A 16,352-nucleotide genomic window follows, 5' to 3' on the forward strand; every position below is an offset into this window, starting at 1 on the left:
CCGGTTGCGCCCCTTCCGGATTTCCTTAACCGACAGGAGTTACACTCATGGGTCTTTTCAGCACGATCATGTCCAAGATCTTTGGCCATGCCGAAGCAGCCACCCCGGCCACCTCCGCTGCTGCTCCGGCCGCGGCAGATGCAGCCGCACCGGCCGCTCCTGCAGCAGCCGCTGCCGCCTCCCAGACAGCCGCACCGGTGGACGTCGATGCCGTCCTGTCCGGTCTGGCCGCCAAGGCTGGCCAGCCGCTGAACTACAAGACTTCCATCGTGGATCTCCTGAAGCTGCTCGGTCTCGACAGCTCGCTCCAGTCCCGCAAGGAACTGGCCAGCGAACTGCATTACTCGGGCAGCACGGACGACACCGCGACGATGAACGTCTGGCTCATCAAGCAGGTCTATGCCGAGCTGGCCAAGAATGGTGGCAAGGTCCCGGCTGACTGGACGCATTGATCCGCGCCCCGTCCGCACGGACAGCATAAAAAAAACCCGGCTGGAAACAGCCGGGTTTTTTTCTGCGCTTATGGTTTCATAAGACCCACTCGCTCAGTTTATCTACCGATTTTATTGATTTGGAATAGCAACATTCCTTAATCGGAATGTGTTAGTTTCTGCTAAAAAATCACTTCGGAATGCACTTAATTTTGTTGACTATTTGCAACAATTATTTTGGCGAAAATGCTTTGTTCTTCCCTTCGGAATAAAAAAATCCTTCCGGATTTTTGCATTCAGGGCAGCGGCCTTTTATCCGCAATCGGATCGATCTTCGGCTCCGTCAGCGGCCCTGAATCAATCACGACCACCAGATCACCCGCAATCTGCGTCGGCTGCCGATCCTTTGGAAGCAGCGCCTGAAAACGCGGATCATAACTCGCAGCCTGCTCATAAAGCGCATCGATCAGCCCGTAATGATCCATGAATTTATTCATGGTCGCCGGAATCCGGATGCACCCTTCCGACGCCGGATGCCCCAGACGCCATTCCAGGAACTGCGGATCCGTCGCATGGATTTCCAGCCGGATCTGCCCGGTTTCATGACGCGGCAGCCAGCCCTTCATCGCCGTCTGCCACCCCATGTCCCACACACGCGATCCCTTGGCACCAATCCCGCGGATTCCATACTTGTTCTTCGTACCTTCCGCCCGATAACCCAGACGGTCCGCCGTGTTCTGAAAAACCCCGGTCGGTGTAATGTAGTAATATTTGCGCCCCGTCGTCCCGGTCGAAACCGGCGTCCCTCCAAGAGATTCCCAAGGCGCATCCGGCAGCGCCAGCACATAATCCAGATGCTGGACCTTCTCGTTACGGTCCACAACCATAACAAGCTGCGGCCGCGAAACCGGCATGTCCGCCTGCGTGACCGCATCTTTCGCAAGCGTCAGAAACGCTTTCCGGCGCTCTGGCGTATAGGTGCTGAAGCCTTTGATATTATGCTTCATCAGCACCGCCAGACGGGACGCCTCTTCCCGCGCAGCTTCATCGGACACAACCGGCAGATCCGGGATATCGATCGGCGGCGGCGCAAGATCAGGCTGCGGCGGCGTATCCGTTGGCGGATTGCTGGCAGGGGGCGGAACCGAAGCGCCCAGCGATGGCGTCGTGTCCGGCTGATGCGTCGACAGTTCCGGCCCCGCACTGTCCGGTCGGGCACAGGCCGCCAGCGGTGCCACCCCCACAACCAGTGTCGTGGAGACAGATAACAGGGCAACAAACCGCGTCAGACTGGAAACATCACGCATCTTCAGGACACCATCCTCGGGTTCAGAATAACAGACAGAACGCGAGGGAACAGAAATCTGTCCGGCGTTCGGCGCAGCAGAGATGTCCAACGTCCCGGCCACGCAAAAGGCATCACAGATCCAGAAGCAGACGCCGCGGATCTTCCACAAGCTGCTTGATCCGGACGAGGAAGCTCACCGCCTCCCGCCCGTCCACAATCCGGTGATCATAAGACAGCGCCACATACATCATCGGCCGGATCACGATCTGCCCGTCCCGCACGACCGGACGATCCTGAATGGCATGCATCCCCAGAATCCCCGACTGCGGCGTGTTCAGGATCGGCGTGGACAGCAGCGATCCGAAAATCCCGCCATTCGTGATGGAGAACGTCCCATGAGACAGTTCTTCCAGCTTCAGTCCGCCCGTCCGCGCCCGCTTGCCATAATCCGCAATGCGACGTTCCAGCTCGGCAAAGCTCATCTGATCGGCATCATGCAGCACCGGCACAACCAGTCCGCGCTCCGTCCCGACCGCAATGCCCAGATTGACGAAATCACGATAGACGATCTCATCGTCCTCGATCTGCGCATTGATCGCCGGATAATCCTTCAGCGCTCCGACCACAGCGCGCGCGAAGAAGGACATGAACCCCAGCCGGGCCCCGTCATGCTTTTTCTCGAACTCTTCCTTGTACTGTGCCCGCAGCGCCTTGGCGGCGGACATGTCGATCTCGTTGAACGTTGTGAGAATGGCCGCCGTATTCTGCGCGGCCTTCAGATTGCGGGCGATCGTCTGACGCAGACGGCTCATCGGCACGCGACGTTCCCGCGCTTCATGGGATGACAGCTTGGGCGCCGGAGCAACAGCCGCAGGCTTCGGCGCTTCCGGCGCGGGCGGCGTAACACGCGCTGGCTGTGCAACAGGCTCGGGTGCTGGCGGCGGAGCAGCCGGTTCAGCAGGCGCTTCAGCCGCCGGAGCAGGTTCAGGCGCAGCCGGTGCCTCCGCCGTCTCGTCCACAGCGCCCAGAAGCCCACCGATCTCGACTTCCGTCCCCACCGCCACGCAGTTTTCCAGACGCCCGGCGGACGGCGCCGTTACCTCGACGCTGACCTTGTCGGTTTCCAGCTCCACGATGGTTTCGTCATGCTGCACATAGTCGCCGGACTGTTTCAGCCACCGCGCGACAGTCGCAGTTGTCAGGCTTTCTCCAAGCGCCGGAACCCTGATCTCGACCGTCATGCTGCTTCCCTGTCTTGCGTCCCGCCCCGAAGCGGGGAAATGTCTGTCTGTCCTGCGGTCCGTCCCAAAGACTGACCCTCAGAACCACACCCGGCATCATACCGGAAAAGGTTCGGTCATGCAGGATACTGCATCTTTGCCGCCAGCGGGAGGCGGAACCATCCCCGTCGCCAGACTTTGAAACCAAAACACAGGAGGCCGCAATGTCCCCCCCGCCCGACCGTCCTGAAATTCTGGACTCCGACCACCTCTCCGCCCGCACCCGCGACATCCTGACATCCCGGCTTTCAGCCCCTGAAACACAGCCCTGCACCCTGTCGCTTCAGGCCTATGCCGTCCTCGATGCACTCCTCCCCGTCCTGCTTCCCCTCGAAGAGATCCTGCCACCCGGCACCGACATCAACATGACAGCCCGGATCGACGCTGCCCTCTCCGGTCCCCGTGACGGATGGCGCTTTGCGGACCTCCCGCCCGATGCCGAAGCCTGGGAAGCAGCCCTTCTGACGCTCGATGATGTTGCAGCCGAACAGCACGGCATCCGCTTCATCCATCTGGCCCCGGAACTGCGCGGCTCCCTGCTCGACGCCATGATGACCGGTCAGCTCGGCCTCGACCGCGATGGCCGCCTCTCCATTCCCCAGATGGCACGCTGGGCTGGCGATCTGCGCGGCGAAGTCGTGGACTGCGTCATGAGCGATCCACGCGTGCAGCAGGCGCTGGGCATTTCCTCCAGCCTCACCGGCGGCGACACCGTCTTTCAGGGCTTCGCCGAAGTCGGCCCCAACAGCCGCGAAGATTTCGAGCCCAAAGCCACCGCCGCCCTCGCCCAGATGGCAGACTCCAGGGAATGAACAGCACGACCGTCATGAAGACATTCGCAGAAACAGACATCGTCGATGCCGTCGTCGTCGGTAGCGGTGCCGGTGGCGCACCGCTCGCCGCAGAACTCGCCCGCAATGGCAAAACCGTCGTCGTGCTCGAAGCCGGCCCCGCCTTCACCGCCATGGGCCACACGCCCGACGAGATCGCGGCGCGCGAACTGTACTGGCTGCACGAACGCCTTTCCGCCGGCACAAACCCGCAGGCTTTCGGTGGCAATAACAGCGGCACCGGCCTCGGCGGTTCCCTGCTGCATTACGGCGCCTTCATGCCCCGCATGGACACCCGCGACTTCCACCTGCACACCGAAACCGGCAAGGGCGTAGACTGGCCGTTCGGTCTGGATGAACTGCTGCCTTATATCGAGCGCGTGGAATCCTTCATCGGCGTCTCCGGCCCGAAATCTTACCCGTGGGATCCAACCCGCCGCTACGCCTACCCGCCCCCGCCCGCCAATTCCGCCGCCCTCAAGATGCGGGAAGGCTGTGACGCGCTCGGCCTGCGCCATGCCGACGGTCCGGCTGCCCTCATTACTCGCGAGATCGAACAGCCGCATTTCGGCACTCGCCATAGCTGCGCAAACTGTGGCGCCTGCCATCAGGGCTGCCGCAACGGCGCCAAATCCGGCGCGGACAACACCTGGCTTCCCATGGCCGTCGCTTATGGTGCCGAACTCCGCCCCGGCTGCTTCGCCCACACAATCGAACGCGACAGCTCCGGCCGCGTGACCGGCGTGGTCTATCGTCAGGACGGCATCGAACACCGCCAGAAATGCGCAACCCTCGTCCTCGCTGCCGGTGCCGTCGAAACCCCGCGCCTGCTTCTGACCAACGGCCTCGCCAACAGCTCCGGTCAGGTCGGCCAGAACTACATGACGCATGTTTCCACGCAGGTCTGGGGCGAATTCGACGAGGACATCCGCCCCAATCGCGGCTACCCGTCCCTGACCATTACCGAAGACATGATGCGTCCCAAAGACGCGGATTTCGTCGGCGGCTATCTGGTGCAGTCACTCGGCATGATGCCCGCAACCTGGGGCCAGAACCTCGCCCGCAGCACCACGACACGCGGCCCGGCCTTCGCCCGCGCGCTCGCCGGGTACAACCGCTCCGCCGGCATGGGCATCAACGGCGAATGTCTCCCCCGTCCCGAAAACCGCGTGACGCTTTCGGACGAGAAGGACGCATTTGGCATTCCCAAGCCCCTGATCGAGCACTCCTACGGCCCCAACGAATGGGCCATGCACAATCATGCCGCCAATCTGCTGAGCCGGATGTGGGAGGCCATCGGCGCAAAAGATATCCGCGTCATCGACCGCGCCGCTCACATGATCGGCACCTGCCGCATGGGCACGGATGCGGGCAGCAATGTCGTCAATCCGGAAGGCCGCAGTTTCGATATCGACAATCTGTGGATCTCCGATCACTCGATCTTCCCTAGCGCCGCCGCCGCCAATCCGGCCCTGGCCATCATGTCCCTTTCCCTGCGCACGGCGGACGCCATGCTGAAAGCCTGACCCCGAAAAACTGACATGGATCAAAGTGTTCCGGAGCACGCGCACCAGCCTTGACACCGGTTCGCGCGCTCCGGTAATCGAAGGACGACTTTCCGGTGACGTCCTGTCACCCGGTCTCCCTTTCCATCCGGATGACGCCCGCTTCACTGTCCTGCGAAATCTTTACGGATCCCCGCCTGACACCCGAAGCCCCCGCCCAGTCGCCCTGTCTTCTGTGTGGTCGCGCATCCTCCCCTATCAGGTCTGCCCCTTACGGCACATCAAGGCGCGTCTTTCATGCATCTCGCCGAACTCAAGAAGAAATCTCCGGCCGATCTGCTGGCTTATGCAGAGGAACTGGAGATCGAGAACGTCTCGTCCATGCGCAAGCAGGACATCATGTTCGCCATCCTCAAGACCCTTGCCGAGCGCGATCAGGCGATCTACGGCGAAGGAACGCTGGAAATCCTGCCGGACGGCTTCGGTTTCCTGCGCAGCCCGGAAGCCAACTACCTTCCCGGCCCTGACGACATCTATATCTCCCCCGCCCAGGTCCGCCGCTTCGGCCTCCGCCCGGGTGACACGGTTGAAGGCCAGATCCGCGCCCCGCGCGACGGCGAGCGCTATTTCGCGCTGCTGAAGGTCAACACCATCAACTTCGAGGCTCCGGAAACCGTCCGGACCCGCATCAACTTCGACAACCTCACGCCGCTCTATCCCGAGCGTCGCCTGAAGATGGAAGTCGAACAGTCCGAAGCCGCCGTCACGGAATCTTCCCCGCGCGGCAAGGGCAAGAAAGACCAGCGCGACTACACCCCGCGCGTGATCGATCTCGTGACGCCGATCGGCATGGGCCAGCGCGCCCTGATCGTCGCCCCGCCCCGCACCGGCAAGACCGTGATGCTCCAGAGCATCGCAGCGTCGATCTCCGCCAATCATCCCGAAGTGTTCCTGATCGTCCTGCTGATCGACGAACGCCCGGAAGAAGTGACGGACATGGCCCGCTCGGTCCGCGGCGAAGTCGTCTCCTCCACCTTCGACGAACCGGCAACCCGCCACGTCCAGGTGACGGAAATGGTGCTGGAAAAGGCCAAGCGCCTCGTCGAGCACAAGCGCGACGTGGTCATCCTGCTGGATTCCATCACCCGTCTCGCCCGCGCCTACAACACCGTTGTCCCCTCCTCGGGCAAGGTGCTGACGGGCGGTGTGGACGCCAACGCCCTGCAGCGCCCCAAGCGCTTCTTCGGCGCTGCGCGTAACATCGAGGAAGGCGGCTCGCTGACGATCATCGCAACGGCCCTGATCGACACGGGCTCGCGCATGGACGAAGTCATCTTCGAAGAGTTCAAGGGCACCGGCAACGCCGAGCTCATCCTGGACCGCAAGCTGGCCGACAAGCGCACCTTCCCCGCCATCGACATCACCAAGTCGGGCACGCGTAAGGAAGAGCTGCTGGTGGACCGCGCCGAGCTGTCCAAGATGTGGGTCCTGCGTCGCATCCTGGCCCCGATGGGCACGATGGACGCCATGGACTTCCTGCTGGACAAGCTCAAATACAGCAAGTCCAACCACGACTTCTTCGAGGCCATGAACAACTGATCCATGATCAGCACGGCCGATATGAAAAAGGGGAGCTTCGGCTCCCCTTTTTTGTGGCCCGGTGTGCCGGGACGAAGAAGAAAAGCCGTTCCTTAAAGAACGCCTTCCAGATGCAACATGGCGTGCTTGTCCGCCACACCCCCAAGCCCCGAATAGCCCCCCAGCCCCGACCGCCCGACAACACGGTGACAGGGGATCAGAATGGGGATCGGATTCGCCCCCACGGCCCCGCCGACAGACCGGGCAGAGCCTCCGACTTCGGCGGCAATATCCGCGTAAGTCCGTGTTTTCCCGTAAGGAATCCGGCGCAGCGCATCCCACACCTTCTGACGGTACGGAGTCCCGTAAGGACGGTACGGCAGGGTGTCGAAATCGACCGACTCCCCGTCAAAATAGCGCTCCAGAAGGTCGCGGGCCTTCAGAAGGAGTGGAGTCTCCTCCTGATCGCGCCCCCAACCCCAGTCCAGAGCGACGATCTGGCCCTCATCTTCACTGATGGTAAGGGCCCCGAAAGGTGAGTGGCAAGATAGCTGTGGCATGAACGACACGGTGCCCGAGCCGCCCGAAACCGTCAATCCGGCAGTGTTGCCAGCCAGGCGAGACTTTTTAGCCATGCTCTATGCGCATATCGAGGCACAGCAACATGCTTACCAAGCATATCGTACCGCTTCTGTAGGCTTTCCAGCAATATTCTGTAATGTGTTGGAAAACTGCCATTTTTTGTATCTGAAAAGTGGCACGGGGTTTTCCGGAACGCCAGTGTAATTATTCGGTGAGCAACCTCATAGCCCGTTTCGGCACCGTCGCTCCCAATTCCTCACGGAAACGTCAGAAGCCGTGTTTGTCTTAAGCAATAAAATAGGCTCAGTAAGTTCTCATGCTGCCGGTGTCCGGTACCGATCGTCGGCTTGAGAGGAACAGGATTGCCCCTGCTCCTTTCAAGACTTCACAGGTCCAGAATATCACAGCGGAAACAGTCTTTACAAAAAGGACAGTTGGATCATGACTTCTGGTCTACTGACGCCGATCAAGGTTACGAAAAAGCGCCTCCTCAGCTGCGCCGCCGCACTGGCATTCTCAGCAGCTGTGCCCGTCGCTTTCGCCCAGGAAGATACCGGCGCAGCAATCACAAGCGCCGATAATGGTGGCCATGCCGGGGACTGGATGTCCTATGGCCGTTCCTATTCCGAGCAGCGTTACAGCCCGCTCGACCAGATCAACACGAACAACGTCGGCAAGCTGAAGCTCGCCTGGCACTATGATCTGGACACGAACCGCGGCCAGGAAGGCACCCCCCTGATCGTCAATGGCGTCATGTACGCCACGACCAACTGGAGCAAGATGAAGGCGCTGGATGCAGCGACCGGCAAGCTCCTGTGGTCCTACGATCCGAAGGTTCCCGGCAACATCGCCGATCGCGGCTGCTGTGACTCCGTCAACCGCGGCGCAGCCTACTGGAACGGCAAGGTCTATTTCGGCACGTTCGACGGACGCCTGATCGCGCTCGACGCCAAGACCGGCAAGCTGGTCTGGAGCGTCTACACGATCCCCAAGGAGGCCGCGCTCGGCCATCAGCGGTCCTACACGATCGACGGTGCTCCCCGTATCGCCAAGGGTAAGGTTCTGATCGGCAACGGCGGCGCCGAGTTCGGTGCCCGCGGCTTCGTCTCCGCCTTCGACGCCGAAACCGGCAAGCTCGACTGGCGCTTCTTCACCGTTCCGAACCCCGACAACAAGCCCGACGGCGCAGCCTCCGACGACATCCTGATGTCCAAGGCCTACCCGACCTGGGGCAAGAACGGCGCCTGGAAGAAGCAGGGCGGCGGCGGAACCGTCTGGGATTCGCTCGTCTATGACCCGGTGACGGACCTCGTTTACCTGGCCGTCGGTAACGGCTCGCCGTGGAACTACAAGTTCCGCTCCGAAGGCAAGGGCGACAACCTCTTCCTCGGCAGCATCGTCGCGATCAATCCTGACACCGGCAAGTATGTCTGGCATTTCCAGGAAACGCCGATGGACGAGTGGGATTACACCTCCGTCCAGCAGATCATGACGCTCGACATGCCGGTCAACGGCGAGATGCGCCATGTGATCGTTCATGCCCCGAAGAACGGCTTCTTCTACATCATCGATGCGAAGACCGGTAAATTCATCACCGGCAAGCCCTACACCTACGAGAACTGGGCCACGGGCCTCGACCCAGTCACGGGTCGTCCGAACTACGTGCCTGACGCCCTGTGGACGCTGACGGGCAAGCCCTGGCTCGGCCTTCCGGGCGAACTGGGTGGCCATAACTTCGCCGCCATGGCCTACAGCCCGAAGACGAAGCTGGTCTACATCCCGGCACAGCAGATCCCGCTCCTGTACGATGGCCAGAAAGGCGGCTTCAAGGCGTATCATGACGCCTGGAACCTCGGCCTCGACATGAACAAAATCGGCCTGTTCGACGACAAAGATCCGGCACACGTCGCCGCCAAGAAGGACTTCCTGAAGGTTCTCAAAGGCTGGACGCTTGCCTGGGATCCGGAGAAAATGGCACCGGCCTTCACGATCAACCACAAGGGTCCGTGGAACGGAGGCATTCTCGCCACGGCGGGTAACGTGATCTTCCAGGGTCTGGCGAACGGCGAATTCCACGCCTACGACGCCACGAACGGCAACGATCTCTATTCCTTCCCCGCACAGAGCGCGATCATCGCTCCGCCGGTGACCTATACGGCCAACGGCAAGCAGTATGTCGCGGTTGAAGTGGGCTGGGGTGGCATCTATCCGTTCCTGTACGGCGGCGTTGCCCGCACCTCGGGCTGGACGGTCAACCATTCCCGCGTGATCGCCTTCTCGCTTGACGGCAAGGACAGCCTGCCGCCGAAGAATGAGCTGGGCTTTACCCCGGTCAAGCCGGTTCCGACCTATGACGAGGCTCGTCAGAAGAACGGATACTTCATGTATCAGACGTTCTGCTCGGCCTGCCATGGCGACAACGCGATCTCCGGTGGCGTTCTGCCTGACCTTCGCTGGTCCGGGGCTCCGCGCACCAAGGAAAGCTTCTACAAGCTTGTCGGTCGCGGCGCTCTGACGGCCTACGGCATGGACCGCTTCGACACGTCCATGACGCCTGAGCAGATCGAGGATATCCGCAACTTCATCGTGAAGCGCGCGAACGAATCCTACGACGACGAAGTCAAGGCACGTGAAAACTCAACTGGCGTTCCGAACGATCAGTTCCTCAATGTCCCGCAGTCCACGGCCGATGTTCCGACCGCGGATCACCCCTGAGGCAGCGGTTTGCATAAGGAGCACGTGACATGCTGAACGCATTAACTCGGGACAGGCTGGTATCTGAGATGAAACAGGGATGGAAACTCGCGGCCGCTATCGGCCTCATGGCGGTGTCTTTCGGCGCCGCACATGCCCAGGACGCCGATGAAGCCCTGATCAAGCGTGGCGAATATGTCGCCCGCCTGTCGGACTGCATTGCCTGCCATACGGCCCTTCACGGACAGCCCTATGCGGGCGGTCTGGAGATCAAGAGCCCGATCGGCACGATCTATTCGACCAACATCACGCCGGACCCGGAACACGGTATCGGCAACTACACCCTGGAGGACTTCACGAAGGCCCTTCGCAAAGGCATCCGCAAGGATGGTGCAACGGTCTATCCGGCCATGCCCTATCCTGAATTCGCCCGTCTGTCCGATGACGACATCCGTGCGATGTATGCCTTCTTCATGCATGGCGTGAAGCCGGTTGCCCAGCAGAACAAGGCACCGGACATCAGCTGGCCGCTCTCCATGCGCTGGCCGCTGGGCATGTGGCGCGCCATGTTCGTCCCGAGCATGACGCCGGGCGTGGACAAGAGCATCAGTGATCCGGAAGTCGCCCGCGGCGAATATCTCGTCAACGGACCGGGCCATTGCGGCGAATGTCACACGCCCCGTGGCTTCGGGATGCAGGTCAAGGCTTACGGCACGGCTGGTGGCAACGCCTACCTCGCCGGTGGCGCACCGATCGACAACTGGATCGCCCCGAGCCTGCGCAGCAACAGCGACACGGGTCTGGGCCGCTGGTCTGAAGATGACATCGTCACCTTCCTCAAGAGCGGCCGTATCGACCACTCCGCCGTCTTCGGTGGCATGGCCGACGTGGTGGCCTACAGCACGCAGCACTGGACCGATGACGACCTGCGCGCCACCGCCAAGTACCTCAAGAGCATGCCAGCCGTGCCGGAAGGCAAGAACCTTGGTCCAGATAATGGCCAGACGGTCGCGCTTCTGGAGAAGGGCGCTCAGGGCAACGCAGGGGCTCAGGTCTACCTCGACAACTGCGCCATCTGCCATATGAACACTGGCGCCGGCGTCAACCGCATGTTCCCGCCACTGGCAGGCAACCCGGTCGTCATCACCGACGATCCGACGTCGCTCGCCAATGTCGTGGCCTTCGGTGGCATCCTTCCCCCGACCAATAGCGCGCCTTCCGCTGTTGCCATGCCCGGGTTCAAGAATCACCTCTCCGACCAGCAGATGGCCGATGTCGTGAACTTCATGCGCAAGGGATGGGGCAACAACGCACCAGGCACCGTGTCCGCTGCTGATATCCAGAAGCTGCGTACGACGGGCGCTCCGGTCTCCACCGCTGGCTGGAACACCTCAAGCCAGGGCTGGATGGCCTACATGCCGCAGCCTTACGGCACAGGCTGGACCTTCTCCCCGCAGACCCATAGCGGCGTGGACGAAGCACAGTAAGCTTCCCATTCCCTATCAGTCTGACAGAAGAGGCGGATCGGAAACGATCCGCCTTTTTTTTGTGTCTGTGCACAGGGCGTTGCACAGGGCATTTCACCGCAGGGCCACCTGCACTACATAGAACCCCATGACGCGCTCATCCCTCCCGGACGCCCCTGATAACACGCCACAGGTCATTTTCGCACTGGCCACGGGTCCGTCCCGCGCAGCCATCGCGATCATGCGCGCCAGCGGACCGGGCAGCGATACGATCCTGAAAGCGCTCTGCAACGGATGTCTCCCCGAACCCCGCCGCGTCAGCCTGCGCACCCTGCGCCACAACGGAGAGGTGCTCGATCACGCCGTCGCCCTCTGGCTCCCCGGCCCCAACTCCTATACCGGCGAAGACGGCTTCGAACTGCATCTCCACGCAGGCCCCGCCATCATCGCCCGCGTTGCCGACGCCCTGACCGATCTGGGCGCCCGCCCTGCCGAACCGGGCGAATTTACACGCCGCGCCGTGCAGAAAGGACGATTGGACCTGCTTCAGGCCGAGGCCATCGCCGACCTTGTAGATGCCGAAACGGAAAGTCAGCGCAAACAGGCGCTCCGTCAGGCCGATGGCGCCCTGAGCCGTCTGTATGATGACTGGGCACAGCGCCTGCGTCTTGTCCTGGCGCATCAGGAAGCCCTGATCGACTTCCCGGACGAAGAACTGCCACAGGACGTCGAGGACGGTTTGGTCGCGGAACTCTCAAAGCTCCAGACAGAGATGTCAGCCCATCTTCAGGACAACCGCGGCGAACTCATGCGTCAGGGCCTGACGGTCGTGATCGCAGGCTCGCCAAACGTAGGAAAATCCAGTCTTCTCAATGCGTTATCGGGAACAGACGCTGCCATCGTCACTCACCGTGCAGGCACCACACGAGACGCCATCGCGCTCGACTGGGTTCTGGACGGCGTCCGCCTGCGCCTGATCGACACGGCCGGCCTGCGCGAAACCGAAGACGAGATCGAAGCCGAAGGCATTCGTCGCGCCCTGTTTCACGTGAAACAGGCTGATGTGGTGCTGCATCTGATCGGCCCGGATGAGAGCCTCGAATCCCTATCCGGACAGGAAATTCCCATCCGGACGAAAATCGACATCGCGCCCGCCCCGCCCGGCATGTTAGGGATCAGCACGCAGTCCGGCGAAGGCCTCTCTGCGCTGCGTCAGGTCCTGTCCGAACGGGTGGCAGAATTCATGGCCGGTTCAGCCGCGCCCCCGCTGACCCGCGCCAGACACCGCGCCGGCATCCAGGAGGCCGCAACCCATCTGGACCGCGCGCGAACCGCGACATGGCCGGAGCTTCGGGGCGAAGAACTCCGCCTGTCCATGATGGCTCTGGGGCGTCTGACGGGACGTGTTGATGTTGAATCCCTGCTCGATGCAATTTTCGGGCAGTTCTGTATCGGGAAGTAGGTTTTGAGCGATTTCGATGTCATCGTGATCGGCGGCGGTCATGCCGGATGTGAAGCCGCAGCGGCATCGGCCCGCTTCGGCGCGCGCACCCTGCTGCTCACCCATCGGCTTGAAACGATCGGCGCCATGTCCTGCAACCCGGCCATCGGCGGGATCGGCAAGGGTCATCTCGTGCGCGAAATCGATGCGCTCGATGGCCTGATGGGCAAGGCCGCAGACCGCGCAGGCATCCACTTCAAACTGCTCAACCGCTCCAAAGGGCCAGCCGTCCACGGCCCCCGCGCACAGGCCGACCGCTCGCTCTATCGCGCCGCCATTCAGGATCTTCTGGCTGCCACACCAAACCTTACGATCCTCGAAGGCGCCGCCGGAGACCTGATCGAAGAGAACGGCCACATCACCGGCATCATCTGCGAAGACGGCCGCGAGTTCCGCTGCGGCGCCGTCGTGCTGACCACCGGAACCTTCCTGCGCGGTGTCATCCATGTCGGCCACACCCAGACGGAAGCCGGACGCATCGGCGAAGCCCCGGCAAAACGTCTGGGCGAACGGCTCTATGCGCTCGGCCTCCAGATGGGTCGCCTTAAGACCGGCACGCCGCCGCGTCTGGCCAAAGACAGCATCGACTGGGACAACCTCCCGGCCGATCCGGGCGATGCCGAGCCCGAAGCTTTCAGCCCCATGACGGCGGCCATCACCAACCCACAGGTCGTCTGCCGCATCAGTCACACAACCGCCGAGACCCACAGGATCATCAACGAGAACCTGCACCGCTCGGCCATGTATGGAGGCGCCATCGCCGGTCGCGGCCCACGCTACTGCCCGTCCATCGAGGACAAGGTGGTCCGCTTCGCCGAGCGCACCTCGCATCAGGTCTTTCTGGAGCCCGAAGCTCTGCCCGGCAATCCGGGCGGCGATCTGGTCTACCCGAACGGCATCAGCACCAGCCTGCCCGCCGATGTACAGGCCGCGATGATCGCCACCATGCCCGGTCTGGAAAACGCCCGCATCGTCACGGCCGGGTATGCTGTCGAATACGATTACGTGGACCCGCGGGAGCTTCTGCCCTCCCTGCAACTCCGCCGCCTGCCGGGCCTGTACCTCGCCGGACAAATCAACGGCACGACCGGCTACGAAGAAGCTGGAGCACAGGGACTGCTCGCCGGCCTGAACGCCGCCCGCGCCACGGCAGGCAATGAACCGCTCACGCTGGACCGAAGCGATGCCTATCTCGGCGTTATGATCGACGATCTGACCCTGCACGGCATCAGCGAACCCTATCGCATGTTCACCTCGCGCGCCGAGTACCGCCTGACCCTGCGCGCCGACAACGCCGACCTGCGCCTGACGCCAAGAGGCATCGCCGCAGGCTGCGTCCTGTCCGAACGTGAAGCCGCCTTCACCGCCCAGAAAGCGGAACTCGACGCCGCCATGGCCCGCGCAGCCGAGACGACCTTCCTGCCGCAGACCCTGCGCGATGTCGGTTTCGAAGTCTCGCTGGATGGCCGCAGGCGCACAGTCCTCGACGTCCTCGCCAGCAATGGCGACCATACGAAGCTGGACACACTGGCCCCCTGGTTCGCCGAACTTCCCCTGCGCGTGCGTCGCCATGTCGAGACCGAAGCGCGCTATGGCGGCTATCTTCACCGGCAGGATCGTGAAATTCGACAGCTCGCATCCGAAAGTGCCATCGCCCTTCCGGCCGATCTGGATTACACTGCCATCGGCGGCCTGAGCAGCGAAATGCGCGAGCGCTTTTCCCAGGCCCGCCCGACCAGCTTCGCCGCAGCACAGCGCGTGCGCGGGGTCACACCTGCCGCGCTGGTCGCCCTGCTGGCCCATGTAAGGACCCTGTCATGACCACCGTTTCACGTGAAACACATGAGAGGCTGGAGCGCTTTGCCGACCTGCTCGTGCAGTGGAACGCGAAGATCAATCTCGTCAGCCCGCGTGACATCGCCCAACTCTGGCCCCGCCACATCGAGGACAGCCTCCAGCTCGCGGAACTGATCCCCGAAGGCGCGACCATCACCGATCTGGGTTCGGGCGGCGGTTTTCCGGGCATCATTCTGGCCATCGCCACCGGAAACCCCGTCACCCTGATCGAATCGGACCAGCGCAAATGCGCCTTCCTGCGGGAAGCCGGACGCATCTGCGACGCCAGGGTCACGGTCATCGCCAAGCGCATCGAAGCCGCCAGCCCCCCTCCGGCCGACATCATCACGGCCCGGGCGCTGGCTCCTCTTAACAGGCTCCTCGAATGGGCGCGGCCATTACTGAAGGAAGACGGGTTCTGCCTGTTCCTGAAGGGTCAGAAGGCGCAGGCCGAGTTGACCGAGGCAAGCGCCGACTGGCACATGAGCCACAGCATTATTCCCAGCCGCACCGACCCCGGCGGAGCCATCATCAAGGTCAGTGATTTCAAGCGTGTCGTCTAAAACCGAATCTTCCACCACCCGGATCATTGCCGTCACCAACCAGAAGGGAGGCGTCGGCAAGACCACCACCACCATCAATCTGGCCGCCGGTCTGGCCCGTCAGGGACAGCGCGTCCTACTCGTGGATCTGGACCCGCAGGGCAACGCCTCCACCGGTCTGGGCATCGACTACGACCAGCGCAACACCGGCACCTATGCCGCGCTGATGGTGGAAGCCGAGCCCCACGCCCTGCCCCAGCCGACAGAGTTCGACAATCTGGCGATCATCACCGCCAATAACGAACTGGCAGGTGCAGAGCTGGAAATGATCGGCGATGAGCGTCGCGAATACCGTCTGCGAGACGCCCTGCGCGCGCTGGAAGGCGATTACGACACCATCCTGATCGACTGCCCCCCGAGCCTGGGCCTGCTGACGCTGAATGCACTGGTAGCCTCTGACAGCGTGATCGTGCCGCTGCAATGCGAGTTCTTCGCGCTCGAAGGCATCAGCCAGCTCGTCCGCACCATCGACCGCGTGCGCCGCGCCTTCAATGCCGACCTGCATCTCGAAGGCATTGTCCTGACGATGTATGACCGCCGCAACAACCTGTCCGAACTCGTGGCACAGGACGCGCGCGGCTTCTTCGGCGATCAGGTGTTCGAGACGCTCATTCCGCGCAACATCCGCATTTCCGAAGCCCAGAGCCACGGCAGCCCCGTGCTGGACTATGACGCCCGCTCCACGGGTGCCATCGCCTATCTGGCGCTGGCAGACGAACTGATCAAACGCAACAAGAACAAGGCAAAGGCGTAACCGGC

At 62.3% G+C, this 16,352-nt stretch carries 14 protein-coding genes; 11 read left to right on the forward strand and 3 right to left on the reverse strand.

Annotated elements, in window-relative coordinates; all coding sequences use genetic code 11:
• The first annotated feature begins 47 nt into the window (after nt 1-47).
• Nucleotides 48-452, forward strand: coding sequence for a DUF3597 domain-containing protein (locus HKD24_RS05515; RefSeq protein ID WP_194259371.1), 405 nt, complete (start codon nt 48-50; stop codon nt 450-452).
• 275 nt (nt 453-727) lie between these two features.
• On the opposite strand, the gene HKD24_RS05520 is transcribed toward HKD24_RS05515, so the two are convergent.
• Together HKD24_RS05520 and sucB are read right to left on the reverse strand one after the other, a co-directional pair.
• The gene (locus HKD24_RS05520; RefSeq protein WP_194259372.1) at nt 728-1,738 is read right to left on the reverse strand and encodes a L,D-transpeptidase; all 1,011 of its coding nucleotides are present in this window, start codon (nt 1,736-1,738) and stop codon (nt 728-730) included.
• A gap of 112 nt (nt 1,739-1,850) precedes the next feature.
• Nucleotides 1,851-2,960, reverse strand: coding sequence for a dihydrolipoyllysine-residue succinyltransferase (gene sucB / locus HKD24_RS05525; protein WP_194259373.1), 1,110 nt, complete (start codon nt 2,958-2,960; stop codon nt 1,851-1,853).
• 203 nt (nt 2,961-3,163) lie between these two features.
• Between sucB and HKD24_RS05530 the strand changes: the two genes are divergently transcribed.
• The 3 genes from HKD24_RS05530 to rho all read left to right on the forward strand — a co-directional run bounded on the left by HKD24_RS05530 (nt 3,164) and on the right by rho (nt 6,933).
• Nucleotides 3,164-3,811 carry a gluconate 2-dehydrogenase subunit 3 family protein gene (locus HKD24_RS05530; RefSeq protein ID WP_194259374.1) on the forward strand — a complete coding sequence of 216 codons (648 nt, stop codon included), beginning with the start codon at nt 3,164-3,166 and terminating at the stop codon, nt 3,809-3,811.
• Nucleotides 3,812-3,825: 14 nt separating this feature from the next.
• Nucleotides 3,826-5,355 carry a GMC family oxidoreductase gene (locus tag HKD24_RS05535; RefSeq protein WP_194259375.1) on the forward strand — a complete coding sequence of 510 codons (1,530 nt, stop codon included), beginning with the start codon at nt 3,826-3,828 and terminating at the stop codon, nt 5,353-5,355.
• Nucleotides 5,356-5,631: 276 nt separating this feature from the next.
• A complete protein-coding gene (rho, locus tag HKD24_RS05540; RefSeq protein ID WP_011252631.1) occupies nt 5,632-6,933 on the forward strand; it encodes a transcription termination factor Rho in 1,302 nt (433 codons plus the stop codon).
• Nucleotides 6,934-7,025: 92 nt separating this feature from the next.
• On the opposite strand, the gene HKD24_RS05545 is transcribed toward rho, so the two are convergent.
• On the reverse strand, nt 7,026-7,472 hold the full coding sequence (locus HKD24_RS05545; protein WP_062511411.1) for a methylated-DNA--[protein]-cysteine S-methyltransferase: 447 nt from the start codon (nt 7,470-7,472) through the stop codon (nt 7,026-7,028).
• Here HKD24_RS05545 and HKD24_RS05550 point away from each other — a divergent pair.
• From HKD24_RS05550 to HKD24_RS05580, 7 genes are all read left to right on the forward strand, one after another.
• Nucleotides 7,471-7,698 carry a hypothetical protein gene (locus HKD24_RS05550; RefSeq protein WP_194259376.1) on the forward strand — a complete coding sequence of 76 codons (228 nt, stop codon included), beginning with the start codon at nt 7,471-7,473 and terminating at the stop codon, nt 7,696-7,698. The two genes, HKD24_RS05545 and HKD24_RS05550, sit on opposite strands and share 2 nt — an antisense overlap.
• A 237-nt stretch (nt 7,699-7,935) precedes the next feature.
• Nucleotides 7,936-10,209, forward strand: a complete 2,274-nt coding sequence (locus HKD24_RS05555; RefSeq protein ID WP_194259377.1) for a PQQ-dependent dehydrogenase, methanol/ethanol family — start codon at nt 7,936-7,938, stop codon at nt 10,207-10,209.
• A gap of 29 nt (nt 10,210-10,238) precedes the next feature.
• The gene (locus HKD24_RS05560; protein ID WP_194259378.1) at nt 10,239-11,675 is read left to right on the forward strand and encodes a cytochrome c; all 1,437 of its coding nucleotides are present in this window, start codon (nt 10,239-10,241) and stop codon (nt 11,673-11,675) included.
• A 127-nt stretch (nt 11,676-11,802) separates the two neighbouring features.
• Nucleotides 11,803-13,116, forward strand: coding sequence for a tRNA uridine-5-carboxymethylaminomethyl(34) synthesis GTPase MnmE (gene mnmE / locus HKD24_RS05565; RefSeq protein ID WP_194259379.1), 1,314 nt, complete (start codon nt 11,803-11,805; stop codon nt 13,114-13,116).
• Nucleotides 13,117-13,119: 3 nt separating this feature from the next.
• Entirely contained in the window at nt 13,120-14,976 is a 1,857-nt protein-coding gene (mnmG, locus tag HKD24_RS05570; protein ID WP_194259380.1) for a tRNA uridine-5-carboxymethylaminomethyl(34) synthesis enzyme MnmG, read from the forward strand.
• A complete protein-coding gene (rsmG, locus tag HKD24_RS05575; protein WP_194259381.1) occupies nt 14,973-15,554 on the forward strand; it encodes a 16S rRNA (guanine(527)-N(7))-methyltransferase RsmG in 582 nt (193 codons plus the stop codon). Before mnmG ends, rsmG begins: the two co-directional genes overlap by 4 nt.
• Nucleotides 15,544-16,347 (forward strand): ParA family protein, encoded by an 804-nt coding sequence (locus HKD24_RS05580; protein WP_194259382.1) that lies wholly within the window; start codon nt 15,544-15,546, stop codon nt 16,345-16,347. Before rsmG ends, HKD24_RS05580 begins: the two co-directional genes overlap by 11 nt.
• The last annotated feature ends 5 nt before the right edge of the window (nt 16,348-16,352 follow it).

Origin of the sequence: Gluconobacter vitians, from assembly GCF_015244565.1 — a bacterium.
GTDB lineage: Bacteria > Pseudomonadota > Alphaproteobacteria > Acetobacterales > Acetobacteraceae > Gluconobacter > Gluconobacter vitians.